The sequence below is a fragment of the Cellulomonas sp. ATA003 genome (assembly GCF_031582905.1).
In the GTDB taxonomy this organism is placed as follows: Bacteria; Actinomycetota; Actinomycetes; order Actinomycetales; family Cellulomonadaceae; genus Pengzhenrongella.
On record NZ_CP133990.1, the window covers coordinates 2,719,071 to 2,744,886 of the forward strand.

Genomic DNA, 25,816 nt, shown 5'->3' on the forward strand with positions numbered 1-25,816 from the left:
CGTGACGGCGGATCCGGAGAGGAGCCGGCGACGTCCGGCACCATGCCGCGGTGCGGTGCGGTACGCCGGACGTCAGGTGTCAGGAGTCAGATGACGCCGTGCACCGCATGGCGCACGTACACGACACCGTTGCGGAAGCGCCGATGGTCCAGCAGCTCCAGGTCGAGCCGGACGCCCCGCGGAAGCGCCGGCTTGCCGCCGCCCACGGTCACGGGGCACAGGAGCAGCACGCACTCGTCGACCAGCCCGTGGCGGAAGGCCTCGGCCCCGAGGGCCGCCCCGCCGACGCTGAGGTCCGAAGGCGACGTCTCCTTGAGGTGCCGGACGGCCTCGGGCTCGAACCGCCGCTCGATCCGGGTCCGCGCCGTCGACACCTCCTCGAGCGTCGAGGAGTAGACGACCTTGTCGGCGTCCCGCCAGATCCCCGCGTACTCCCGGACGACGGCCGGCTCATCCGTCAACCAGTCGTCGCTCTCCCAGACCCGCATCGTCTCGTACATGCGGCGGCCGAGGAGGGACGTGCCGATGTGCCGCTCGTGCTCGTTCCAGAACGCGTGCACCTCGTCGTCGGGAACGGACCAGTCGAAGGCGCCGGTCGCGTCCTCGAGGTAGCCGTCGAGCGACGTGTTGGCCGCGTAGATGAGCTTGCCCATGAGTGCCTCCGCCCGGACGGGGCTCCAGCGTCCAGCGTCACGGCATCCAGCGGCAAGGGGCTGCCGGAAGTGCTGGCAGCGACGCACGCGTCAGCCGCCCACGTCCCAGCCGTCCGCGCCGGGTGGCCTCGACGTGGTGCGATCGCCGGCACCGGGCATCGCCCTCCCGCCGCGGGACGGTGCCGACACGCGCTGCGTACCGCACCTCGTGCACCGCCTGCGGACCGACCTCTCGCCGCCCTCCTCGCGCGCGACGCTGACCTCCCAGTGGTGACCGATCAGGCATCGGAGGGAACGCATCGCGACCTCCTTATCGACCCGCTCGCATCGAGCGTCCTCGCGTCGGTGCGCCCCGGTCAACCGGGGACTGCACTGCCGCCCTCTCCGGCGTCGTCCCGCGTCGGGACCCCGCCCCTGGCAGGATGGGAGCGTGACCGCATGGGACCGGACCGAGACGCCCGTCGCCTTCTCCGGGACCCGCCTGGGCTGGCAGGACCTGCCGCGGCCGGTGCGCGCCCGGATCGCCGACCGCGTCGGCGCCGAGGTGATCGCCGAGACGGGCGCGACCAGCGGCTTCAGCCCGGGCTTCGCGTCGGTGCTCGAGCTGGGAGACGGCCGCGAGGTGTTCGTCAAGGCCGTGTCGGCCGAGCAGAACCCGCACTCCCCGAGCTGGCCCGCCGCGAGATCGCCGTCGCCGCCGCCCTGCCGGACGACCTGCCGGCGCCCCGCCTGCTGTGGTCGGACGACGACGGCACGTGGGTCGTGCTCGGGTTCGAGGCGGTGCACGGGCGCTCGCCGGTGCTGCCGTGGCGGCCGGACGACCTGGTGCGCGTGCTGGCGGCAGTCGACACGCTGGCCGAGGTCACCCCCGCGACCCCGCACGGCCTGGAGCCGGTGACCCGCACGCTCGCGGACGACTTCACCGGGTGGCGCAAGCTCGCCGAGGGCCCGCCGATGCTGCTCGAGCAGGCCGCGGCGCTCGCCGGCGAGCCCGGCGCGTGGGCGCTCGAGCACCTCGACGCACTCATCGCCCAGGAGTCCAGGTGGGCCGAGGCCGCCTCCGGGGACACCCTCGTGCACGGCGACCTGCGCGGGGACAACGTCATCCTCGACGAGTCGACGTGCTGGCTCGTGGACTGGCCGCACGCCGCGGTGGGGGCGCCCTGGCTCGACCTGGTCCTCATGCTGCCCAGCGTCGCGATGCAGGGCGGCGGCGAGCCCGGCGCGATCTTCCGCGCGCAGCGGGTCGCCGCGGACGTGGACGACGACGCCCTGCGCACCGTGCTGACCGCCCTCGCCGGGTACTTCGCGCACGGGGCACTGCAGCCGGCGCCCCCGGGATTCCGAACCTGCGCCGCTTCCAGGCGGCGCAGGCCCTCGCGACCCTGGACTGGCTGCGCAGCCTCGACTGAGCGCGGGCCCGGTCCGGCGGTCAGCCCGTCGCCGTCCCCCTCTCGCCGTCGGCCCCTCGCCGTCTCAGCGCCTCGCCGTCAGCCCCTCGCCCTCAGCCCCGCAGGCGTCGGATCTCGGCCGCCGCCTGCGGCAGCACGTCGAACAGGTCCCCCACCACCCCGAAGTCCGCGATCTCGAAGATCGGCGACTCCGGATCGGAGTTCACGGCGACGATCGTCCCGGACGCCTGCATGCCGCCGCGGTGGTGCACCGCGCCGGAGATGCCGGCGCCGATGTACAGCGTCGGCGAGATCGTCACGCCGGTCTGGCCGATCTGGGCCTCGTGGCCGATCCAGCCCTCGTCGGTCGCGACCCGGGTGGCCCCGACCGCGCCGCCGAGCACGTCGGCGAGCTCCTCCACCGCGGAGAAGTCCCCGTTGGTGCCGCGCCCGCCGGCGACGACGGTCTGCGCCTCGGCGAGCTCGGGACGTCCGGTGGCGGCCCGCTCGGTGCGCGCGACGAGGGTGGCCCGCAGCGCGCGGGGGCTCACCGTGACGGTGTGCTCCGCGACCCGCGGGGCCGACGGCTCCGCCGCGGGCTCGGCCGGGACGGCGTTCGCCTTGACCAGGACGACGGCCAGGGCGTCGTGATCGCGCAGCGCGTGTTCCACGTCCCGGCGAAGACGGTCTTGGAGACGACGACCTCGCCGCCCTCACGGGTGACCCCGGTCGCGTCGGAGACGACACCGGCGCCGGTCAGGACGGCCAGCCGGGCAGCGGCCTCCTTGTTCTCGAACGTCGAGGTGAGCAGGGCGGCGGACGCGCCGACCGCGCGGACCACGTCCGCGAGCGCCTCACCGGCGACCGGGGTGAGGTGCGGGTCGGCGTCCGGCAGGACGACGTCGTGCACGACGTCGACGCCGTACCGGCCCAGGTCCGGTGCCGCGGCGGCCGCGAGACCCGGCTCCAGCGCGACCCCGTGCACGGTGGCGCCGGTCTCGGCGGCGAGCCCGCGGGCGAGGGTGAGCAGCTCGAGCACCGGCGGTCGCAGCCGCGGCAGGCCGTCCAGCGTGTGGTGGTCGAGCAGGACGACGACGGGTCCGTCGGCGTGAGGGGTCACAGCGGCCTCCTGGGCGGTGGTGTCGCGCACGGCTCAGATGAGCTTCCGGTCGGCGAGGTACTGAGCCAGCCGGGTCCCGGCGGTGCCGTCGTCGGTGAGCAGGACGCGGTCCTCGCGCGGCGGCCGGGGGCTCGCCTCGACGATCCGGGTGCGGGCACCGGCCGCGCCGACGGCCGCGGGGTCGACCCCGACGTCGGCGAGGGCCAGCACCTCGAGCGGCTTCTTGCGGGCGGCCATGATGCCCTTGAAATTCGGGTAGCGGGGCGAGTTCGCCTGGTCGGTGACGCTCACCAGCGCGGGCAGCGGCGCCGTGAGCGTCTCCGAGGCGCCGTCGAGCTCGCGCCGGACCCGCACGGTGCCGCCCTCGACGGCGACCTCGGCGGCCAGGGTGAGTTGGGGCAGGTCGAGCTCGGTCGCCAGCGCGGCCGGCAGCAGCGAGGTCAGCCCGTCGAGCGCCGCCATCCCGGTGAGCACGAGGTCGACCGGACCGTCCTCGCCGAGCCGGCGGACGGCCGCCGCGAGCACCGCGACGGTGCCGAACACGTCGGACCCCGCGACGGCGTCGTCGCGCACGAGGACCGCACGGTCCGCGCCTATCTGCAGCGCGCGTCGGACCGCGTCCTCGGCGCCGGCGGGGCCGACGGTGAGCGCGACGACCTCGCTGTCCCCGGCGGCCTCGGCCAGCACGAGCGCCGCCTCGACGGCGTTCTCGTCGAGCTCGTTGAGCGTGCCGTCACCGCCGTCACGGACGACGCGGCCGTCGGCGCCCAGGCTGCGGTCGGCCTGGATGTCGGGGACGTACTTCACGCACACGACGATCTTCATCGGGCTCGGATCCCTCCGGGTGGGGCACGGCGATCGGCACGCGCTCAGGTGCACACAGCCGCACACAGGCGCTGCGGCCGAGGCTACCGTTCACCGCCGCGCCGAGGTTCACCCACCGGACCTGCTGCCGCGTCACGCAGAATGTCCGGATGACCTCGCCACCGTCGACCCCCTCCTACCGCCCCGTCCCGCCGTTCGGGGTGCATCTGCGGGGCGACGGCGTGGACGTCGCGGTCCTCGCCTCGCACGCCACCGGGGTCGACCTGTGCCTGCTCGACCGCGACGACGCGAGCACCACGGGCTGGCAGGAGCGACGCGTGCCGCTCACCGGTCCCGTCCACGGCGTCTGGCACGGGCACGTCCCGGACGTCCACCCCGGTCAGCACTACGGCTTCCGCGCCCACGGCTCCTGGGATCCGGCGCGTGGCCTGCGGCACAACCCGGCCAAACTCCTCGTCGACCCCTACGCCCGCGGCCTGTCCGGTGCACTCGGGTACGGCCCGGAGACCTACGGCTACGTCGTCGACGCGCAGGGCCACGGCGACCCCGCCGGGCCACCGGACCCCCGCGACTCGGTGCGGTCGGTGCCGCACTCGGTCGTCGTCGACCTCGCCTACCCCGGCGTGCGGGTGCCGCGGCCCGAGGTGCCGTGGGAGCACACCGCCGTCTACGAGGCGCACGTGCGCGGCCTCACGAAGGACCTGCCCGGCGTGCCCGAGCACCTGCGCGGCACCTACGCCGGGCTCGCGCACCCCGCGACGATCGACCACCTGCTGTCCCTGGGCGTGACGTCGCTCGAGCTCCTGCCGATCCACGCCTTCGCGCACGAGCCGCACCTCATCGACAAGGGGCTGACCAACTACTGGGGGTACAACACCCTCGGGTTCTTCGCGCCGCACGCGCCCTACGCCACCGCCGGCGCGCAGGCGGCCGGCGCCGGCGCGGTGCTGGCCGAGGTCAAGGGCGCCGTCCAGCTGCTGCACGCCGCCGGCATCGAGGTCCTGCTCGACGTCGTCTACAACCACACGTGCGAGGGCGGCGACGGCGGCCAGCACGTGTCCTGGCGCGGTCTGGACACCACGGGCTACTACCTGCACGACGGCGGCCTCCCGGCCCGCTTCGCCGACGTCACCGGGTGCGGCAACTCGCTCGACTTCCGCCGCCCGCGCGTGGTGCAGATGGCCCTGGACTCCCTGCGCTACTGGGTCGACGAGGTCGGCGTCGACGGGTTCCGCTTCGACCTCGCGGTCACCCTGGGCCGGACCGACGACGGCTTCGACCCGGACCACCCGTTCCTGGTCGGGATGCAGGCCGACCCGGTGCTGCAGGGCGTCAAGCTCATCGCGGAGCCCTGGGACATCGGACCCGGCGGCTGGCGCACCGGGAGCTTCCCGCCGCCCCTGGGCGAGTGGAACGACCGGTTCCGCAACGCGGCCCGCACGTTCTGGCTCGCCGACCCGGCCCAGGCGGCACACGGCCGGGCCGGGCACGGCGTCGCCGACCTCGCGACGCGGCTCGCCGGGTCGGTCGACCTGTTCGGTCAGGGCGACCCCCGCTGGCGCGGGGGCCGGTCGCGTCCGTCAACTACGTCACCGCGCACGACGGCTTCACGCTCGCCGACCTCGTCGCCTACGAGCACAAGCAGAACGAGGCCAACGGCGAGAGCGGCCGCGACGGCTCGGACGACAACCGGTCGTGGAACCACGGCGTCGAGGGGCCGGTGCGGGTGGAGTCGCCCGGCGTGGACATCCTGCCGTTGCGCCGCCGGTCCATCCGCAACCTGCTCGGGACGCTCCTGCTGTCCGCCGGGACGCCGATGATCACCGCGGGGGACGAGATCGGCCGGACCCAGCGCGGGAACAACAACGCCTACTGCCAGGACAACGAGATCTCCTGGATCAGCTGGGAGCTCTCGGACTGGCGCCGGGACCTGCTGGCGACCGCCCGCTACCTGCTGCTGCTGCGCCGGGAGAACGCCGCGCTGCGCAACCCGTCGTTCTTCCGCGGCCAGGCCCTCGTCGACGGCGACCGTCCGGACCTCGCCTGGTTCTCTGCCGACGCGGGCGTGCTCGCGCAGGACGACTGGCACGACCCGGGCATGCGGACGCTGCAGATGCTCCGGTCGGTCGAGGGCTCGACCGTCCTGCTCGCCCTCAACGGGTCGCTCGACCCGGTGCCCGTGGTGCTCGCCGACGGTCGCCCGACCCACTGGGAGCTGGCGTGGGACAGCGCCTGGGAGCACCCGGGCGAGCGGTCGTCGGCGGCCATCGGAGGCGGTCTGCACCCCGACGCCGGCGACACCGTCGTCCTGGAGCCGCTGTCGATCCGGGTCTACACCGAGCGCTGAGCCGGGCCGTCCCGGCGCTCAGTCCGCGTTGACGACCAGACCGAGCTCGGCGACGGACGCCAGCGCCGGGTGCCGCGGCACGATCCGGACGGTGTACCCGAACGCCCCGGACGAGGCCAGCGTGACGTCGCCGGCGAACGCGTGCCGGCCTGCCTCGTACTCCTCCTCGTGGGTGAGCTCGACCGTGTCGACGGTCGCGAGCTCGTCGGACTCGGTGACGCGCCCGTGCAGGACCTGCACCGCGACGTCGTCGGGCGCGAGGCCGGGCAGGGAGACGTAGGCGCGCACGTGCAGGGCATCCCCGACCTGCGGGGTGTCGCCGATCCCGCCCGACTCCACGTGGTCCACCCGGACGTGCGGCCACGCGTCGCGCACGCGTGCCTTCCATGCGGCGAGCTCGCGCGCGGGCCCGAAGTCGGACGCCCCGGCGCCGGTACCGGCGCCGGCCGTGCCGGGCTCCGTGCCGGTGCCGGTGCCGGCCATCGCGCGTCCGGCCAGGGCCGCGGGCGTGTAGAGGGTGCGCACGTAGTCGGTGACCATGCGGGTGGCCTGCACCTTCGGCCCCAGGGTCGCCAGCGTGTGCCGGATCATGCCCAGCCAGGTCACGGGGAGCCCGCGCTCGTCGCGGTCGTAGAACCGGGGCGCGACCTGGCCCTCGATGAGGTCATAGAGGGCGGCCGCCTCGAGGTCGTCACGGCGGTCCGGGTCGTCGACGCCGTCCGCGGTGGGGATCGCCCAGCCGTTCTCGCCGTCGTACCACTCGTCCCACCAGCCGTCGAGGATCGACAGGTTGAGGCCACCGTTGAGCGCAGACTTCATGCCGGACGTCCCGGACGCCTCGAGCGGGCGCAGCGGGTTGTTGAGCCAGACGTCGCAGCCCGGGTACAGCGACTGCGCCATCCCGATGTCGTAGTTGGGCAGGAAGACGATGCGGTGGCGCACGTCCTCGGCGTCCGAGAACCGCACGAGCTGCTGGATGAGGCTCTTGCCCTGGTCGTCGGCCGGGTGCGACTTGCCCGCGATCACGAGCTGGACGGGGCGCTCGGGGTCGGTGAGCAGCGCCCGCAGCCGGTCGGGATCACGCAGCATGAGGGTCAGGCGCTTGTAGGTCGGCACCCGCCGGGCGAACCCGATGGTCAGCACGTCGGGCGACAGCGCGTCGTCGACCCAGCCGAGCTCGGCGGGGCTCGCACCGCGCAGCCGCCACGACGTCCGCAGGCGGGTGCGCGCGTCGCCCACGAGCCCCCGGCGCAGGGTGCGCCGCAGGTCCCACAGCTCGGCGTCGGTGATCGCGTCGGTGCGCAGCCAGCCCGCACCGGACGCGAGCTCCGCGGCGTCGAACCGCTCCTCGGCGAGGGTCTGGAGCCGCCCGGCGACCCAGGTCGGCGCGTGGACGCCGTTGGTGACCGAGCCGATCGGCACCTCGGACTCGTCGAAGCCCGGCCACAGGCGGGCGAACATCCCGCGGGACACCTGGCCGTGCAGCAGCGAGACCCCGTTGGCGCGCCCGCCCAGCCGCAGCCCCATGACTGCCATGTTGAACAGCGTCGGGTCCCCGCCCTCGTAGGACTCCGCGCCGAGCGCGAGCACCCGGTCGACCGGCACGCCGGCGGCGGCGTTCTCGTCGCCGAAGTACTGCGCGACCAGGTCGAGCGGGAAGCGGTCGATGCCGGCCGGGACCGGCGTGTGCGTGGTGAACACGGTCGCGGCACGCACCGCCTCGAGCGCGTCGTCGAAGGTCAGACCGTCCGCCGTCACGAGCTCGCGGATCCGCTCCACGCCGAGGAACCCCGCGTGGCCCTCGTTGGTGTGATAGACCTCCGGCGTCGGCGCGCCGGTCAGCCGGGACCACGTCCGCAGAGCGCGCACACCGCCGACCCCGAGCAGCAGCTCCTGCTGGAGCCGCTGCTCGCCGCCGCCGCCGTAGAGGCGGTCGGTCACCCGACGCGCGGTCTCGTCGTTCTCCGGCACGTTGGAGTCGAGCAGGAGCAGCGGCACACGTCCGACGGCGGCCATCCACACGTGCGCGTGCAGCGTGCGGCCACCGGGCAGCCCCACCTGCACCGCGGCGGGGCGCCCGTCGTCCTCGCGCACCAGGGTCAGCGGCAGCCCGTCGGGATCCAGCACGGGGTAGGTCTCGACCTGCCAGCCGTCCCGGTTGAGCGACTGCTTGAAGTACCCGGCGCCGTACAGCAGGCCCACGCCGACGATCGGCACGCCGAGGTCCGACGCGCTCTTGAGGTGGTCACCGGCGAGGATGCCCAGGCCGCCGGAGTACTGCGGCAGCACCGACGTGATCCCGAACTCCGGGGAGAAGTAGGCGATCGACCGGGGCAGGTCCTCGCCCGTGGTGCCGTACCAGCGCGGCTCGGTGAGGTAGCGGTCGAGGTCGAGCCGCGCCGCGCGCACCCGCTCCACGAAGCCGTCGTCGGCGGCCAGGCCGGCCAGCTGGTCGGGACGCAGCGAGCCGAGCAGCGCCACGGGGTCACCCGCGACCGACGACCACAGCGCGGGGTCGATGCCGGCGAACAGGTCCCGGGTGGGCGCGTGCCACGACCAGCGCAGGTTCCGGGCGAGGTCGTCCAGCGCCTGCAACGGCGCGGGGAGGAGCGTGCGGACCGTGAATCGACGGATGGCTCTCACGTCGCCGACAGTACCGACGACCCCGCACCTCACCGGGGCGTATCGCGGACGCGTCTGTCCCGGGCCCGCCCACCACGCGCGGACCGGCGGGTCTGGGTAGGTTCGACCCCGTGGAGAGCATTCAGACGCAGCCAGACTCAGCCCGCAGCGGCATCGGTCGCATCCCCGTGCTCGACGTCAGCCCGACCTCGCACGAGGGTCGTTGGCCGGCGAAGGCCGTCGTCGGGGAAGCGGTCCCGATCCGCGCCACCGTGTTCCGCGAGGGGCACGACGCCGTCGGCGCGACCGCCGTCCTCGTCGGCCCGGACGGCACCGACCACTCCAGCGCCCGGATGGTCGACATCCGGCCGGGCCTGGACCGGTTCGAGGCCCGCCTCGTGCCGGACGCCGTCGGGCAGTGGTCGTTCCGCGTCGAGGGGTGGTCGGACCCGTTCGGCACCTGGAGCCACGACGCCTCGATCAAGGTGCCGGCCGAGATCGACGTCGAGCTCATGCTCGCCGAGGGCGCCCGCGTGCTGACCCGCGCGGCGAGCCGCACGGGCCTGCCGAGCGCCGCGGCGAAGGTGCTCGAGGACGCCGTCACGGCGCTCCAGGACGTCAAGCGTCCCGCCCCCGCCCGGCTCGCCGCCGCCCACTCCGACGAGGTCCTCGACGTGCTGTCCGCGCACCCCTGCGCGACGGCGTGACGACGTCGGCGACCTACCCGCTCGTGGTGGACCGCCCGATGGCGCTGACCGGCGCGTGGTACGAGATGTTCCCGCGCTCCGAGGGCGCCACGTTCGACGACGAGACCAAGCAGTGGCGCTCCGGGACGTTCGCCACCGCGGCGCACCGGCTGCCGGCCATCGCCGCCATGGGCTTCGACGTCCTGTACCTCACGCCCATCCACCCGATCGGCACCACGTTCCGCAAGGGCCGCAACAACTCGCTCGAGCCGGTCCCCGGTGACCCGGGCTCGCCGTACGCGATCGGCTCGCCCGACGGCGGCCACGACGCGATCCACCCCGAGCTGGGCACCTTCGACGACTTCGACGCGTTCGTCGCGCAGGCCCGCGAGCTCGGCATGGAGGTCGCGCTCGACCTGGCGCTGCAGTGCTCCCCGACCACCCGTGGGTCGCCGAGCACCCCGAGTGGTTCACGACGCGCGCGGACGGCTCCATCGCGTACGCGGAGAACCCGCCGAAGAAGTACCAGGACATCTACCCGCTGAACTTCGACAACGACCCCGAGGGCATCTACGCCGAGGTCCGGCGGGTCGTGCAGGTGTGGATCGACCACGGCGTGACGCTGTTCCGCGTCGACAACCCGCACACCAAGCCGCTGGACTTCTGGGAGTGGCTGCTGGCGGACGTCCGCAAGGACCACCCCGAGGTCATCTTCCTGTCCGAGGCCTTCACGAAGCCGCCCATGATGAAGGCGCTGGGGCTGATCGGCTTCCACCAGTCGTACACGTACTTCACGTGGCGGAACACGAAGAAGGAGATCACCACCTACCTCGCCGAGGTGGCCGGCGAGGACGGCTCCTTCCTGCGCCCGAGCTTCTGGCCGACGACGCACGACATCCTCCCGCCCTACCTGCAGGACGGCGGTGTCGCGGGCTTCGCGATCCGCGCCGTGCTCGCCGCGACCGGCGCGCCGACCTGGGGCATCTACTCCGGCTACGAGCTCGTGGAGAACGTGCCGAGGCCCGGCGTCGAGGAGCAGATCGACAACGAGAAGTACGAGCTCAAGCCGCGGGACTGGGCGCAGGCCGACGCCATCGGCATCGCCACGCTGCTGACCCGGCTCAACGAGATCCGCCGCGCGCACCCCGCGCTGCAGCAGCTGCGGAACCTCACCGTGCACCCGACGTCCGACGACGCCCTCGTGTGCTTCTCGCGTCACCTGGACGCCGAGCACTCGCCCACCGGCGAGGCCGACACCATCATCGTCGTGGTGAACATCGACCCGCACAACGCGCGGGACGGGATCATCGACCTCGACCCGAAGGCCCTGGGCGTGACCCCGCGCGGCGCCTCCGGCGAGGTGGCGTTCGCGGCGCACGACGAGCTGTCCGGCGCCACCTACTCCTGGAACGACAAGCCCTACGTCCGGCTCGACCCGCACGCCCAGTGCGCCCACCTGATCCACGTGAGGACCTCGTGACGACCCCCGCACCGCGCCCCTGCCCGGCTCGTCCGTCGCCCCGTCCACGGGCCAGATCGCCCTCTCGGCACTGCCACCCCGGCAGCAGCCGACGGTCCCGGTCCCCGAGCCGACCGGGCTGAGCGACGACCCCGAGTGGTACCGCACCGCCGTCTTCTACGAGGTGATGATCCGGTCGTTCTCCGACTCGCGGGGCGACGGCACCGGCGACCTGCGCGGGCTCATCGACCGGCTCGACTACCTGCAGTGGCTCGGGATCGACTGCCTGTGGCTGCCGCCGTTCTACCCCTCCCCCATGCGCGACGGCGGCTACGACGTCTCGGACTACACGGCCATCGCGCCGCAGTACGGGACGATCGCCGACTTCCAGGAGCTCATCGAGAAGGCCCACGCGCGCGGGATCCGCATCGTGGTGGACCTCGTGATGAACCACACGAGCGACCAGCACCCGTGGTTCCAGGCGTCCCGCTCGGACCCCGAGGGCCCGTACGGCGACTTCTACGTGTGGAGCGACGACAACACGCGCTACGAGGACGCCCGCATCATCTTCGTCGACACCGAGACGTCGAACTGGACGTTCGACCCGGTGCGCCGGCAGTACTTCTGGCACCGGTTCTTCAGCCACCAGCCCGACCTGAACTTCGAGAACCCGCGCGTGGTGGAGGCGATGCTCGACGTCGCCCGCTTCTGGCTGCGCATGGGGCTCGACGGGTTCCGGCTCGACGCGGTTCCCTACCTGTTCGAGGCCGAGGGCACCAACTGCGAGAACCTGCCGGAGACGCACGCATTCCTGCGCTACCTGCGCCGGACGATCGAGGCCGAGTTCCCGGGCCGCATCATGCTCGCCGAGGCCAACCAGTGGCCCGAGGACGTCGTGGAGTACTTCGGCACCGAGGAGGAGCCGGAGCACCACATGTGCTTCCACTTCCCGGTGATGCCGCGGATCTACTACGCGATCAAGGACCAGCGCGCCCGGCAGATCCTCGACATCCTCGCCGACACCCCGGCGATCCCCCGCGGGGCGCAGTGGAGCACCTTCCTGCGCAACCACGACGAGCTCACGCTCGAGATGGTGTCGACCGAGGAGCGCGCGTCGATGTACGGGTGGTTCGCGCCCGACCCGCGCATGCGCGCCAACATCGGCATCCGCCGTCGGCTCGCCCCGCTGCTGGACAACTCGCGCAAGGAGATCGAGCTCGCGCACGCGCTGCTGCTCTCCCTGCCGGGCAGCCCCTGCCTGTACTACGGCGACGAGATCGGCATGGGCGACAACATCTGGCTCAACGACCGCGACGCGGTCCGCACGCCGATGCAGTGGACCCCGGACCGGAACGCCGGGTTCTCGACGTCCGACCCCGGCAAGCTCTACCTGCCGGTCGTCCAGTCGCTCGTGAGCAACTTCAGCCACGTCAACGTCGAGGCGCAGCTCGCCCAGCCGACGTCGCTGCTGCACTGGGTCCACGGGATGCTCGCGGTGCGCAAGCGCCATCCCGCGCTCGGGCTGGGCGAGTTCACGCCGGTCGACTGCGACAACGAGTCGGTGCTGGCCTTCCTGCGGTACACACCGGAGGAGACCGTCCTGTGCATCGCGAACATGGCCTCCACGCCGCGTTCGGCTGCGCTCACCATGCCGGAGTGGGCCGGGGCGTCGCTGTCCGACGTGTTCGGCGGCGCACCGTTCCCGCGCGTCAGCGACGAGGGCACCACCGTCATCACGCTCGGGTCGCGCGAGTTCTACTGGCTGTCCCTGACCCGCTAGGACGCACCTGCCGCGGCGTCCGTCACCGACGACGCCGCGGCGGGGTCCGCGACCGGGCCGCGCGACCGGACCCGCTCGTCAGCATCGCTCGACCGAACCGCTCGACCAGACACAGGAGGGCATCGATGCCCACGCACGCAAGCGGACCGACCGACCACCCCACCGGTGCCGGCGACACCACCGGCGCCACCGTGACCGACGACGCCCTCCTCGACGCGCTGCGGGACTGGCTGCCCGAGCGGCGGTGGTTCCCCGCGAAGGGCGGCGGTGCGGAGCTGAGCGTCGCCGGCGGGTTCGCCCTCACCGACCCCCGCGGCCAGGCGCAGGTGCGCGTCCTGCTGGTCCGCGCCCGCAGCGCGACCGTGGACGCCGTCCTCCAGGTCCCCCTCACGCTGCACGCCGACCGGTCCGCCGCGCCCGAGGGCTCGGACTGGATCACCACCGTGGCCGACGGTCGCGTGCACGTGCACGTGCGCGACGGCGCCGGCGACCCCGCCTTCCTGCGCGCCTGGCTGGCCGCTGCCGACGGCGGCGACACCGCTCCCGCCGACCTCGGCCTGGACACCGACCGCCCCCGGGTCATCAGCGGCGAGCAGTCCAACACCTCGGTGATCCTCCCCGGGCCCGACGGCGGCGCGATCCTCAAGGTCTTCCGCGCCCTGACGCCCGGTGAGAACCCCGACGTCGACGTCCCGCGGCGGCTCGCCGCCCAGGGGTGGACGAACGTCCCGCGCCCGCTGGGCTGGCTCGACGGCACGTGGACCACCGCGGACGGCGAGGCGCACGGCAGCCTGGGCGTGCTGAGCCAGTTCGTCGAGGGCGCGTCGGACGGCTTCGAGCTCGCGTGCGGCATGGCCGCGCGCGACGAGTCCTTCGGGCGCCTCGCGGAGGACCTCGGCCGCGTGGTGGCCGGCATGCACGTCGCCCTCGCCTCGGCCCTGCCGGTGGACGACGGCGGGTCCGGTGCCGACGAGCTCGTCGCGGCGCTCGAGGAGCGCTTCCGGTGGGCGGTCGGCTCGGTGCCCGAGCTCGAGCGGTGGTCCGACGCGATCGGTGCGCGGCTGGCCGGCGTCCGGGAGCGCGAGGGCCTCCTCCCCGCCAGCGCGTCCACGGTGACCTGCACCTCGGGCAGGCCCTGCGCGCTCGCGACCAGTGGTTCGTCATGGACTTCGAGGGTGAGCCGCTCAGCGGGCTGGAGGCCCGGACCCGTCCCGACCTCGCGCTGCGTGACGTCGCCGGGATGCTGAGGTCCTTCGACTACGCCGCCGCACTCAACGACGCGCCGGACGGCTGGGCCCAGGAGGCACGCACGGAGTTCCTGCGCGGTTACGCGACCGAGGCCGGCGCCGAACCGGACGCCGACCTCGTCGACCTGCTCGAGCTGGACAAGGCGCTGTACGAGGCGGTGTACGAGGCACGCAACCGTCCGCAGTGGCGGCACATCCCCGACGCCGCCCTGAACCGGCTGCTCGGCCAGTGAAGTGCCTGACCTGCGCTGACACCGCGCACGCAGGCCGACGGAGTGGAAAGGTGGAGGGATGGACAGCGAGCTGACAACACCGACCGAGCCGCCGCAGCGGTCACCCGAGCTGGCCGCCGTGGCCGGCGGCACCCACGCCGACCCGCACCGGGTGCTGGGGCCGCACGTCGTGGGCGACCACGTCGTCGTCCGGACCACACGCCCGATGGCGGACTCCGTCGTCGTCGTGACGCCGGACGCGCGCTACGAGTCGCGGCACGTGCAGGACGGCGTGTGGGAGGCGACGCTCGACGTCGCCGAGGTCCCCGACTACCGCGTCGAGGTGACCTACGGCGACCGGACCGACACCGTCGACGACCCCTACCGGTTCCTGCCGACCATCGGCGAGCTGGATCAGCACCTCATCAGCGAGGGCCGCCACGAGGAGCTGTGGACGGTGCTCGGCGCGAACCTGCGCACGTTCCCCAGCGTGATGGGCGAGGTCACCGGGACGTCGTTCGCCGTCTGGGCGCCCAATGCCCGGGCCGTCCGCGTGGTCGGCGACTTCAACTACTGGCAGGGCGCCACGCACTCGCTGCGCACGCTCGGCAGCAGCGGCGTGTGGGAGCTCTTCGTGCCCGGTGTCGGCGAGGGCTCCCGGTACAAGTTCCAGATCCTCGGGCAGGACGGCACCTGGCGCGAGAAGGCGGACCCGTTGGCCAAGGGCACGGAGCTGCCGCCCGCGACGGCGTCCGTCGTCGTCGACAGCCGGCACGAGTGGTCCGACGCCGAGTGGATCGCCACCCGCCAGGCCACCGACCCGCACTCGGGCCCGATGAGCGTGTACGAGGTGCACCTCGGTTCGTGGCGTCAGGGCCTGAGCTACCGCGACCTCGCCACCGAGCTCACCGAGTACGTCCTCTCGCTCGGCTTCACGCACGTCGAGCTGCTGCCGGTCGCCGAGCACCCGTTCGGCGGGTCGTGGGGCTACCAGGTGTCCTCGTACTACGCGCCGACGTCGCGGTTCGGGCACCCGGACGACTTCCGGTACCTGGTGGACCGCCTGCACCAGGCGGGCATCGGCGTGATCCTCGACTGGGTCCCGGCCCACTTCCCGAAGGACGAGTGGGCGCTGGGGCGCTTCGACGGCACCCCGCTGTACGAGCACCCGGACCCCAACCGTGGCGAGCAGCCCGACTGGGGCACGTACGTGTTCGACTTCGGCCGGCGCGAGGTGCGCAACTTCCTCGTCGCCAACGCCACGTACTGGTTCGAGGAGTTCCACATCGACGCCCTGCGCGTCGACGCCGTCGCCTCGATGCTCTACCTCGACTACTCCCGCGGCCACGGCCAGTGGACGCCGAACCAGCACGGGGGACGCGAGAACCTCGAGGCGATCTCCTTCCTGCAGGAGGCGAACGCGACGGCCTACCGCCGCACGCCGGGCGTCATGATGATCGCCGAGGAGTCGACGGCGTTCCCGGGGGTCACCGCGCCGACCGATGCGGGTGGCCTGGGCTTCGGTCTCAAGTGGAACATGGGCTGGATGAACGACACCCTGCGCTACCTGGCGGAGGAGCCGATCAACCGGCGCTACCACCACCACGAGATCACGTTCTCGCTGGTGTACGCGTTCTCCGAGCAGTTCGTGCTGCCGATCAGCCACGACGAGGTCGTGCACGGGAAGGGCTCGTTGCTCGGCAAGATGCCCGGTGACCGCTGGCAGAAGCTGGCCGGCGTCCGGTCGCTGCTGGCGTACCAGTGGTCCCACCCGGGCAAGCAGCTGCTGTTCATGGGCAGCGAGTGGGCCCAGTCCGGCGAATGGGCCGAGGGCCGCAGCCTGGACTGGCACGAGCTCGACGACCCGGCGCACGCCGGCGTCCAGCGACTGCTGCACGACCTCAACAGCACCTACCGGGCCTACCCGGCGCTGTGGTCGCAGGACCACAGCCCGAACGGCTTCGAGTGGATCGTCTCGGACGACGCCGGGCACAACCTGCTCGCCTACCTGCGCCGCGGGAGCGACGGCAGCCAGGTCGTCGTCGTGGTGAACTACGCCGGCACGCCGCACGAGGGCTACCGCCTGCCGCTGCCCGAGGGCGGCCGCTGGCGCGAGATCGTCAACACGGACTCCGAGTCGTACGGCGGGTCCGGGGTGGGCAACCTCGGAGTCGTCCACGCGGAGCCGGTGCCGTGGAACGGCCGCCCGAACTCCGTGCGGCTGCGGGTGCCCCCGCTCGGCGCGCTGTTCCTCGTCCCCGACACCGACGACGCCCCGCCGACCATCACCTGATCGACGGGCTTCTCCTGAGGGAGGGCGACGCGTGGCGAGAGGGCCCCGGCACCTGGTGCCGAGGGCCCTCTCCGTACCCGCTCCCCTCGCGTCCGGGGCGGGCACGCGGGCTCACGGTCCGGTGCTGCGGACCGCCGCGCCGCCCGACGACCCGTGCAGCAGCAAGGCCACCCCGCAGAGCCCAGACACCGCGGCGGTGAGGACGAGCAGCGCCCCCAGGCCCACACCCGGGATGACCGCACCGGCGACGGCAGGTGCTGCGACCGAGCTGACGGCCCCCACCACCAGGCAGGCCGTGAACGCAGCGCCTGCGCGCCCGGGTACCAGCTCAGCGGTCCAGACCGCGAGAACCGCAGAACCCGTCATGTATCCGACGCCGAAGATGCACGCCGAGGCTACGACCGCGATGAGGGAGCTGCTGGCCAGCCCGAGCAGCGCCAGTGCCGCGCCCACCGTCATCAGGCACAGCGCGGCGACCCTGAGGCTGCCCACTCGCCGCGCGAAGGCTCCGCTCGCCACACCCACCGTGCCGGTGACGCCGACGGCCGCATAGAGCATGGGGACGGCCCCAGCAGGCGAATCACCGCGGTCGAGAGCGTCCGCGGCGTAGGTGAAGTAGAGGACGACGACCGCGAAGTAGACGGCGGAGTAGGCGGCCGGGACCCCCAGCATCCGCACCAGCGAGGAGATCCCGGGCCCCCGGCCAGGCGGCGGCTCGGCTCGGACCGCGGCACCAGCCGGAGGTTCAGCGCCGCGGCGACCATCGCCGCAACGGCGATGCCCGCCCAGACGACGCGCCACGAACCCAGCGCGCCGAGGAGGGCCAAGCCACCCAGCGCGACGAGTCCGCCGCCGGTGCCCGTCGTGATGATCGCCAACGCACGTGGCTGCTGGCGCGCGGCCACCGTCCGCGCCACGATGTCGGAGTAGGCCGCCCAGACCCAGCCGCCCGCACTGCCGGCCAGGACCACGCCGACGGCGAGCAGCCAGGGTGTGTTCGCCAGGGTGACGCTCGCCGCCCCGAGAGCACCGCTCACACCGCCGACCGTCGTAGGAGCCCGCGGCCCGTGGCGGTCCGCCAGCCGGCCGGCAAGCAGCAGGGCTGCCAGGTAGCCGGCGAACGTGGCGCTGGCGACCAGACCGAGCACCATCTCGGACAGCGCCAGCTCCTGCCGGATGCCGGGCAGCGTCAGACCGTAGGCGTACCGTGCCATGCCGAACGCGACCCCGACCACCGCCGCTCCGGCAACCCCGACCCGGCCGGCCGGTGACATCGACATGACTTCTCCTCGTCTGCGGCGGGCAACGGATCGACCCCCGCTGCAGCAGGTCGCGCATCGTTGACGGCTCGGCCGCAGGCCGTTCCACCGAGACGGCGCGAGCACAGAACTCTCATCCGGGGATGCGAAAAGAGCCACCCCGATGGGGTGGCTCTTTTCGAATGGGTGTCCGGCGGCGACCTACTCTCCCACACAGTCTCCCGTGCAGTACCATCGGCGCGAAGGGGCTTAGCTTCCGGGTTCGGAATGGGACCGGGCGTTTCCCCCTTGCTATGACCGCCGTAACTCTATGGAGATGTCCGGGCCACGAGCCCGCCCCCGTCCGGAGGTTTGGGTCGTGGGTGCCCGTCTCTCGGGAACCGCACAGTGGACGCGTAGCACACAGATCAAGGCTTTGGTTGGTGTGTGAAGTCATCGGCTTATTAGTACCGGTCAGCTTCACGGGTCGTTGGTCCCCGCTTCCACATCCGGCCTATCTACCCAGTGGTCTAGCTGGGAGCCTCTCAGGACCGAAGCCCTATGGAAACCTCATCTTGAAGCAGGCTTCCCGCTTAGATGCTTTCAGCGGTTATCCCTTCCGAACGTAGCCAACCAGCCGTGCTCCTGGCGGAACAACTGGCACACCAGAGGTTCGTCCGTCCCGGTCCTCTCGTACTAGGGACAGGTCTTCTCAAGTTTCCTGCGCGCGCAGCGGATAGGGACCGAACTGTCTCACGACGTTCTAAACCCAGCTCGCGTACCGCTTTAATGGGCGAACAGCCCAACCCTTGGGACCTACTCCAGCCCCAGGATGCGACGAGCCGACATCGAGGTGCCAAACCATGCCGTCGATATGGACTCTTGGGCAAGATCAGCCTGTTATCCCCGGGGTACCTTTTATCCGTTGAGCGACGGCGCTTCCACAAGCCACCGCCGGATCACTAGTCCCGACTTTCGTCCCTGCTCGACTTGTCAGTCTCACAGTCAAGCTCCCTTGTGCACTTGCACTCGACACCTGATTGCCAACCAGGCTGAGGGAACCTTTGGGCGCCTCCGTTACATTTTAGGAGGCAACCGCCCCAGTTAAACTACCCACCAGGCACTGTCCCTGATCCGGATCACGGACCGAGGTTAGACATCCAGAGCGACCAGAGTGGTATTTCAACGATGACTCCACCGACACTGGCGTGCCGGCTTCACAGTCTCCCACCTATCCTACACAAGCCGCACCGAACACCAATACCAAGCTATAGTAAAGGTCCCGGGGTCTTTCCGTCCTGCTGCGCGTAACGAGCATCTTTACTCGTAGTGCAATTTCGCCGAGTTCGCGGTTGAGACAGCGGAGAAGTCGTTACGCCATTCGTGCAGGTCGGAACTTACCCGACAAGGAATTTCGCTACCTTAGGATGGTTATAGTTACCACCGCCGTTTACTGGGGCTTAAATTCTGAGCTTCGCCTTGCGGCTGACCCGTCCTCTTAACCTTCCAGCACCGGGCAGGCGTCAGTCCGTATACATCGTCTTGCGACTTCGCACGGACCTGTGTTTTTAGTAAACAGTCGCTTCTCCCTGGTCTCTGCGGCCTTCGAACGCTCCCCCAGCAAGTGGGTTCACGCCTCAGGCCCCCTTCTCCCGAAGTTACGGGGGCATTTTGCCGAGTTCCTTAACCACGATTCTCTCGATCGCCTTAGTATTCTCTACCTGACCACCTGAGTCGGTTTAGGGTACGGGCGGCTAGAACCTCGCGTCGAGGCTTTTCTAGGCAGCATAGGATCACCCTCTTCCCCCATACGGGGTCACCATCAGCTCTCAGGCTCCATGAGGGGCGGATTTGCCTACCCCTCGCCCTACGACCTTGGACGTGGACAACCATCGCCACGCGGAGGCTACCTTCCTGCGTCACCCCTGTTAATACGCTTACCTACTACCGGTTCGGGTCACGCGCGCCACCCACGGTGGCCCCCGAAGGGACCGGTGCGGGCTTTGGGCGCTTAGCATCACCGGGCTCGGTATGGGCGGTTCTTCGCCGGTACGGGAATATCAACCCGTTGTCCATCGACTACGCCTGTCGGCCTCGCCTTAGGTCCCGACTTACCCAGGGCGGATTAGCCTGGCCCTGGAACCCTTGGTCATTCGGCGGACGGGTTTCTCACCCGTCTTTCGCTACTCATGCCTGCATTCTCACTCGTGTGGCGTCCACCGCTGGGTCACCCCGCGACTTCACTCGCCACACGACGCTCCCCTACCCATCCACACACCTGGACCACGAAGGCCTAGTCAACGTGTGAATGCCACAGCTTCGGCGGTATGCTTGAGCCCCGCTACATTGTCGGCGCGGAATCACTTGACCAGTGAGCTATTACGCACTCTTTCAAGGGTGGCTGCTTCTAAGCCAACCTCCTGGTTGTCTGTGCAACTCCACATCCTTTCCCACTTAGCATACGCTTAGGGGCCTTAGCTGGTGGTCTGGGCTGTTTCCCTCTCGACTACGGAGCTTATCCCCCGCAGTCTCACTGCCACGCTCTCACTTACCGGCATTCGGAGTTTGGCTAACGTCAGTAACCTTGTAGGGCCCATCGGCTATCCAGTAGCTCTACCTCCGGCAAGAAACACGTGACGCTGCACCTAAATGCATTTCGGGGAGAACCAGCTATCACGAAGTTTGATTGGCCTTTCACCCCTAACCACAGGTCATCCCCTCGGTTTTCAACCCAAGTGGGTTCGGTCCTCCACGCGGTCTTACCCGCGCTTCAACCTGCCCATGGCTAGATCACTTCGCTTCGGGTCTAGAGCACGCGACTGTGACGCCCTATTCGGACTCGCTTTCGCTACGGCTTCCCCACACGGGTTAACCTCGCCACGTACCACTAACTCGCAGGCTCATTCTTCAAAAGGCACGCTGTCACCCCAGCTAGGGAGGCTCCAACGGATTGTAGGCACACGGTTTCAGGTACTATTTCACTCCCCTCCCGGGGTACTTTTCACCTTTCCCTCACGGTACTTGTCCGCTATCGGTCACTAGGTAGTATTTAGGCTTAGCAAGTGGTCTTGCCAGATTCACACGGGATTTCTCGGGCCCCGTGCTACTTGGGATCCCCTTCGGGAGGCCGCACCATTTCGTCTACGGGGGTCACACCCTCTGTGCCGGGCCTTTCAAGACCCTTCGACTATGACACGACTTTCTGACTCCCTGCAGTCTCGGCAGAGACTACTGAAAGGTCCCACAACCCCGCCCACGCAACGCCTGCCGGCTATCACACGAGGACGGTTTGGCCTCATCCGCTTTCGCTCGCCACTACTCACGGAATATCTCTTCCTGTCGGTACTGAGATGTTTCACTTCCCGACGTTCCCTCCACACACCCTATATATTCAGGTGCAGGTCACCGCACATGACTGCGGCGGGGTTCCCCCATTCGGACATCCTCGGATCACGGTTCGTTTGCCAACTCCCCGAGGCTTATCGCAGGCTACAACGTCCTTCTTCGGCTCCTAGTGCCAAGGCATCCACCCTGTGCCCTTAAAAACTTCACAAACCACAAAGACAAGAAAATAAAGATGCTCGCGTCCACTGTGCAGTTCTCAAGCTACGGGCGACCCCACCCCACACACCCCACCACCAGGCAGAGGGTCGAGTGGTCCGCTACGAGGCAAGTGCCGCCAACCGGCGCCCACTCCCTCAGGACCCAACAGTGTGCCAACCCCACCCCAGCAACCAGACCGACACCCCTCCAACCAGCGCCCCCTCCGAAGAGAAGACACGGCGTACTAGATGCCGACCCACCACCAGGCGAGCCCATAGCCGATGTTCCACCCGTGAGCACCACCCCCGACACGTTCGGCCGAGGCATGGTCCTGACACACCAACCACCCACCAGACCCCCGAAGAGACCAGACAGGCACGGCGATGCGTAAGAGCTCCTTAGAAAGGAGGTGATCCAGCCGCACCTTCCGGTACGGCTACCTTGTTACGACTTAGTCCCAATCGCCAGTCCCACCTTCGACAGCTCCCTCCCACAAGGGGTTGGGCCACCGGCTTCGGGTGTTACCGACTTTCGTGACTTGACGGGCGGTGTGTACAAGGCCCGGGAACGTATTCACCGCAGCGTTGCTGATCTGCGATTACTAGCGACTCCGACTTCATGGGGTCGAGTTGCAGACCCCAATCCGAACTGAGACCGGCTTTTGGGATTCGCTCCACCTCGCGGTATCGCAGCCCTTTGTACCGGCCATTGTAGCATGCGTGAAGCCCAAGACATAAGGGGCATGATGATTTGACGTCATCCCCACCTTCCTCCGAGTTGACCCCGGCAGTCTCCCATGAGTCCCCGGCATAACCCGCTGGCAACATGGGACGAGGGTTGCGCTCGTTGCGGGACTTAACCCAACATCTCACGACACGAGCTGACGACAACCATGCACCACCTGTACACCGACCTTGCGGGGCGCACATCTCTGCACGTTACCGGTGTATGTCAAGCCTTGGTAAGGTTCTTCGCGTTGCATCGAATTAATCCGCATGCTCCGCCGCTTGTGCGGGCCCCCGTCAATTTCTTTGAGTTTTAGCCTTGCGGCCGTACTCCCCAGGCGGGGCACTTAATGCGTTTGCTGCGGCACGGAACTCGTGGAATGAGCCCCACACCTAGTGCCCAACGTTTACGGCATGGACTACCAGGGTATCTAATCCTGTTCGCTCCCCATGCTTTCGCTCCTCAGCGTCAGTTGCGGCCCAGTGACCTGCCTTCGCCATCGGTGTTCCTCCTGATATCTGCGCATTCCACCGCTACACCAGGAATTCCAGTCACCCCTACCGCACTCTAGTCTGCCCGTACCCACTGCAAGCCCAAGGTTGAGCCTTGAGTTTTCACAGCAGACGCGACAAACCGCCTACGAGCTCTTTACGCCCAATAATTCCGGACAACGCTTGCGCCCTACGTATTACCGCGGCTGCTGGCACGTAGTTAGCCGGCGCTTCTTCTGCAGGTACCGTCACTTGCGCTTCTTCCCTGCTGAAAGAGGTTTACAACCCGAAGGCCTTCATCCCTCACGCGGCGTCGCTGCATCAGGCTTTCGCCCATTGTGCAATATTCCCCACTGCTGCCTCCCGTAGGAGTCTGGGCCGTGTCTCAGTCCCAGTGTGGCCGGTCGCCCTCTCAGGCCGGCTACCCGTCGTCGCCTTGGTAGGCCATCACCCCACCAACAAGCTGATAGGCCGCGAGTCCATCCCTGACCAAAAAATCTTTCCAGACCCCACCATGCGATCAGGTCTCATATCCGGTATTAGCCACCGTTTCCAGCAGTTATCCCAGAGTCAGGGGCAGGTTACTCACGTGTTACTCACCCGTTCGCCACTGATCAACCAGAGCAAGCCCTGATATCACCGTTCGACTTGCATGTGTTAAGCACGCCGCCAGCGTTCGTCCTGAGCCAGAATCAAACTCTCCGTAAATGTCAACATGGCACCCCCAGCCACCAAAGCAGCAGGAGCAACCGACACACGAAACAGACCCCAACCGGCTAAAGCCAGGGCCCAAAAATGATCTGACCACAAACACACACCCCACAAACCGTGAGGCGTGACATCGATGACCAAACCAGACCCACCACACACACCCCCACACCCACCACAACGGCAGACACGAAGACACACGCAGCAGACCCCAATGGCATCGACTACTTGGCACACTGTTGAGTTCTCAAGGACCGGACGCGCATCCCGCAGAGCCTTCCGACCCTGCCAAGAGGCAACCGCTCAAACTTACCCGACCCAACCAGACCCGTCAACCACCCGAACCCGCTCAGATCTCCCGGACCACCACCACAGACCCGCAGCCATCAGGCTACGAGCTGAGCACCGCTCCGGGGAGCCGCCCCGGGACCAGCCACCACGCTGCTCCGAAGAGCCACGGTGTCCGTTCCTCCCTGCCGGGCGACGAGGCGAAACATTACGCACGGTGTCGCGTCAGCGTCAAAGCCGCGGTCCCGTGACCCCCGTCACCGCGCCTGACCTGCACGGATGCTCCTCCGGGCGCGTCGGACCGGCGTTATACGGCGGATGCCGGCATCCGCCGTGCGGCTACGCCGGCATCCCGTCACCCGCGTCGACCACGGCCAGCGTCCGCTTGCCGCGACGCAGCAGAGCCCACCGCCCGTGCAGCAGGTCCGACTCGGTGAGGACGGCGGCGTCGTCGGGCACCTTGACGTTGTTCACCGACGCACCGCCCTCCGCGATCGCGCGACGCGCGGCGGCCTTGCTCGCGACCACGCCCGACGCGGCGAGGAGGTCGACCAGGGGGTCGCCCGGCCGTCCGGTCGTGCTGGGTAGCTCCGCGACCGCAGCCGCGGTCGTCGGACGGTCAAGCGCGCGCAGGTCGCCCCGACCGAACAGCGCCTGGCTCGCGGCCACGACGCCGTCGGCGGCGGCCGACCCGTGCACGAGCGTCGTCACGTCGTGCGCCAGCGCGCGCTGCGCCTCGCGTGCCGCGGGCCGCTCCGCGACGGCGACCGCGAGCGCCTCGATCTCCTCGCGGCTGCGGAAGGTGAAGACCTTGAGGTAGCGCACGATGTCGGCGTCGTCGGCGTTGAGCCAGAACTGGTAGAAGGCGTACGGGCTGGTCAGCTCGGCGTCGAGCCACACCGTGCCGGACTCGGTCTTGCCGAACTTGGTGCCGTCGGCCTTGGTGATCAGCGGCGTGGTCAGCGCGTGCACGGCGGTGCCCTCCACCTTGCGGATGAGCTCGACGCCGGACAGCAGGTTCCCCCACTGGTCGTTCCCGCCGGTCTGCAGCGTGATGCCGTGGCGGCGGTGCAGCTCGAGGTAGTCCATCCCCTGCAGCAGCTGGTAGCTGAACTCGGTGAACGAGATGCCCTGGTCGCTGTTCAGCCGCCGGGCCACGGTGTCCTTGGCGAGCATCGTGCCGAGCCGGTAGTGCTTGCCGATGTCGCGCAGGAGGTCGATCGCCGACATCGGTGCGGTCCAGTCGAGGTTGTTGACCATCTGGGCGGCCGCAGGTCCCTCGAAGTCGAGCAGGGGTTCGATCTGCGCGCGGATCCGCTCGACCCAGCCGGCCACCACCTCGGGTGCGTTGAGCGTGCGCTCCCCCGCCATCTTCGGATCACCGATGAGGCCGGTCGCGCCGCCGACCAGAGCGAACGGCCGGTGCCCGGCGAGCTGGAGCCGGCGGATCGTGAGGATCTGCACGAGGTTGCCGATGTGCAGGCTGGGGGCGGTGGGGTCGAAGCCGCAGTAGAGCGCGACGGGCCCGGCCGCGAGTGCGGAGCGCAGCGCGGCCTCGTCGGTGGTCTGGGCGACCAGCCCACGCCACTGCAGCTCGTCGAGGATGTCGGTCACGTCGGTGCTCTCCTTCTGCGTCAGGTCGGCCCACAGTCTGCCGTGCCCGACCCCGCCCGTGTCACGGCGTTTGCGGCGTCCGGCGACGGCGGGGCGCGGCGGCGCGGTACACCGACACGGTCGGCTCGTCGGGCAGCCACAGTCGCCACGGGTAGCGCGCGGGGTCGGCGCCCTCACCGGACACCCCCACGCGGGGTCCGGTCACGTGCGCACGAGGCGCGGCGTCGGGGGCGCGCACCGCGACGACGACGTCACCGGCGGGGTCGGTGAGGTCGGCGCCGTACGCGGTCAGGTCGAGCCCGAGCGCGACGGCGAGCCGCGCGGGCCCGCGGGCGAGGTCGACGTCCGTGCGGGTGACGCCCGCGGCGCGGCGGCGCTCCCGCGCGACGTCGGCGCCCGCGACCACCTCTCCGCCACGCAGCAGCACGGCCGAGGCGGTGCCGTCCGGCGACGTGACCACGTTGACGCAGTGGTGCAGGCCCAGGTGCCGGTACACGTACAGGCGCCCGGGCTCACCGAACATCGCGGCGTTGCGCGCGGTCGGGCCCCGGTAGGCGTGGGACGCCGGGTCGG

The 25,816-nt window shown here is 70.0% G+C and carries 12 protein-coding genes, 3 rRNA genes and 3 pseudogenes; 7 read left to right on the forward strand and 11 right to left on the reverse strand.

Features of this window, described 5'->3' with window-relative positions; all coding sequences use genetic code 11:
• Positions 1-86: 86 nt before the first annotated feature.
• Positions 87-653, reverse strand: coding sequence for a dihydrofolate reductase family protein (locus REH70_RS13635; protein WP_310747976.1), 567 nt, complete (start codon positions 651-653; stop codon positions 87-89).
• A gap of 430 nt (positions 654-1,083) precedes the next feature.
• On the opposite strand from REH70_RS13635, the gene REH70_RS13640 reads away from it, so the two are divergent.
• A complete protein-coding gene (locus REH70_RS13640; RefSeq protein WP_310747978.1) occupies positions 1,084-1,551 on the forward strand; it encodes a hypothetical protein in 468 nt (155 codons plus the stop codon).
• Between the two features lie 606 nt (positions 1,552-2,157).
• Here the strand turns inward: REH70_RS13640 and REH70_RS20765 are convergent.
• Positions 2,158-3,131, reverse strand: a pseudogene (locus REH70_RS20765) (electron transfer flavoprotein subunit alpha/FixB family protein).
• 66 nt (positions 3,132-3,197) lie between these two features.
• A complete protein-coding gene (locus REH70_RS13655; protein ID WP_310747986.1) occupies positions 3,198-3,989 on the reverse strand; it encodes an electron transfer flavoprotein subunit beta/FixA family protein in 792 nt (263 codons plus the stop codon).
• Positions 3,990-4,138: 149 nt separating this feature from the next.
• Here REH70_RS13655 and glgX point away from each other — a divergent pair.
• Positions 4,139-6,336: pseudogene (glgX, locus tag REH70_RS13660) on the forward strand (glycogen debranching protein GlgX).
• A gap of 18 nt (positions 6,337-6,354) precedes the next feature.
• On the opposite strand, the gene glgP reads toward glgX, so the two are convergent.
• The gene (gene glgP, locus REH70_RS13670; RefSeq protein WP_310747994.1) at positions 6,355-8,979 is read right to left on the reverse strand and encodes an alpha-glucan family phosphorylase; all 2,625 of its coding nucleotides are present in this window, start codon (positions 8,977-8,979) and stop codon (positions 6,355-6,357) included.
• A 92-nt stretch (positions 8,980-9,071) separates the two neighbouring features.
• On the opposite strand from glgP, the pseudogene REH70_RS13675 reads away from it, so the two are divergent.
• From REH70_RS13675 to glgB, 5 genes and pseudogenes are all read left to right on the forward strand, one after another.
• Positions 9,072-11,124: pseudogene (locus REH70_RS13675) on the forward strand (alpha-1,4-glucan--maltose-1-phosphate maltosyltransferase).
• Positions 11,125-11,143: 19 nt separating this feature from the next.
• Complete coding sequence (gene treS, locus REH70_RS13680; RefSeq protein ID WP_396134755.1) at positions 11,144-12,883, forward strand: maltose alpha-D-glucosyltransferase; 1,740 nt, start codon at positions 11,144-11,146, stop codon at positions 12,881-12,883.
• A gap of 125 nt (positions 12,884-13,008) precedes the next feature.
• Positions 13,009-14,130: a maltokinase N-terminal cap-like domain-containing protein gene (locus REH70_RS13685; protein ID WP_310747997.1), complete on the forward strand. Its 1,122-nt coding sequence runs from the start codon at positions 13,009-13,011 to the stop codon at positions 14,128-14,130.
• Positions 14,124-14,363: a hypothetical protein gene (locus tag REH70_RS13690; RefSeq protein WP_310748000.1), complete on the forward strand. Its 240-nt coding sequence runs from the start codon at positions 14,124-14,126 to the stop codon at positions 14,361-14,363. Before REH70_RS13685 ends, REH70_RS13690 begins: the two co-directional genes overlap by 7 nt.
• A gap of 58 nt (positions 14,364-14,421) precedes the next feature.
• The gene (glgB, locus tag REH70_RS13695) at positions 14,422-16,635 is read left to right on the forward strand and encodes a 1,4-alpha-glucan branching protein GlgB (protein ID WP_310748003.1); all 2,214 of its coding nucleotides are present in this window, start codon (positions 14,422-14,424) and stop codon (positions 16,633-16,635) included.
• A 111-nt stretch (positions 16,636-16,746) separates the two neighbouring features.
• Here glgB and REH70_RS13700 read toward each other — a convergent pair whose 3' ends face one another.
• The 7 genes from REH70_RS13700 to REH70_RS13730 all read right to left on the reverse strand — a co-directional run bounded on the left by REH70_RS13700 (position 16,747) and on the right by REH70_RS13730 (position 25,766).
• Entirely contained in the window at positions 16,747-17,088 is a 342-nt protein-coding gene (locus tag REH70_RS13700) for a hypothetical protein (RefSeq protein ID WP_310748006.1), read from the reverse strand.
• Between the two features lie 5 nt (positions 17,089-17,093).
• The gene (locus tag REH70_RS13705) at positions 17,094-17,915 is read right to left on the reverse strand and encodes an MFS transporter (RefSeq protein WP_310748009.1); all 822 of its coding nucleotides are present in this window, start codon (positions 17,913-17,915) and stop codon (positions 17,094-17,096) included.
• Positions 17,916-18,082: 167 nt separating this feature from the next.
• Positions 18,083-18,199: ribosomal RNA gene (rrf, locus tag REH70_RS13710) — 5S ribosomal RNA — on the reverse strand.
• Between the two features lie 118 nt (positions 18,200-18,317).
• Positions 18,318-21,426 (reverse strand): 23S ribosomal RNA (locus REH70_RS13715).
• Positions 21,427-21,818: 392 nt separating this feature from the next.
• Positions 21,819-23,341: ribosomal RNA gene (locus tag REH70_RS13720) — 16S ribosomal RNA — on the reverse strand.
• The 16S, 23S and 5S rRNA genes sit together here, the layout of an rRNA operon.
• Positions 23,342-23,968: 627 nt before the next feature.
• Positions 23,969-25,243, reverse strand: a complete 1,275-nt coding sequence (tyrS, locus tag REH70_RS13725; protein ID WP_310748011.1) for a tyrosine--tRNA ligase — start codon at positions 25,241-25,243, stop codon at positions 23,969-23,971.
• Between the two features lie 61 nt (positions 25,244-25,304).
• Complete coding sequence (locus tag REH70_RS13730) at positions 25,305-25,766, reverse strand: DNA-3-methyladenine glycosylase (RefSeq protein WP_310748014.1); 462 nt, start codon at positions 25,764-25,766, stop codon at positions 25,305-25,307.
• Positions 25,767-25,816: the final 50 nt, after the last annotated feature.

Bases quoted from the DNA above. Each gene is read 5' to 3' on its own strand.
- REH70_RS13635 (WP_310747976.1), bottom strand. From the start codon at position 653: ATGGGCAAGCTCATCTACGCGGCCAACACGTCGCTCGACGGCTACCTC.
- REH70_RS13655 (WP_310747986.1), bottom strand. From the start codon at position 3,989: ATGAAGATCGTCGTGTGCGTGAAGTACGTCCCCGACATCCAGGCCGAC.
- REH70_RS13685 (WP_310747997.1), top strand. From the start codon at position 13,009: ATGCCCACGCACGCAAGCGGACCGACCGACCACCCCACCGGTGCCGGC.
- REH70_RS13690 (WP_310748000.1), top strand. From the start codon at position 14,124: ATGCTGAGGTCCTTCGACTACGCCGCCGCACTCAACGACGCGCCGGAC.
- glgB (WP_310748003.1), top strand. From the start codon at position 14,422: ATGGACAGCGAGCTGACAACACCGACCGAGCCGCCGCAGCGGTCACCC.
- REH70_RS13705 (WP_310748009.1), bottom strand. From the start codon at position 17,915: ATGTCGATGTCACCGGCCGGCCGGGTCGGGGTTGCCGGAGCGGCGGTG.
- REH70_RS13730 (WP_310748014.1), bottom strand. From the start codon at position 25,766: ATGTTCGGTGAGCCCGGGCGCCTGTACGTGTACCGGCACCTGGGCCTG.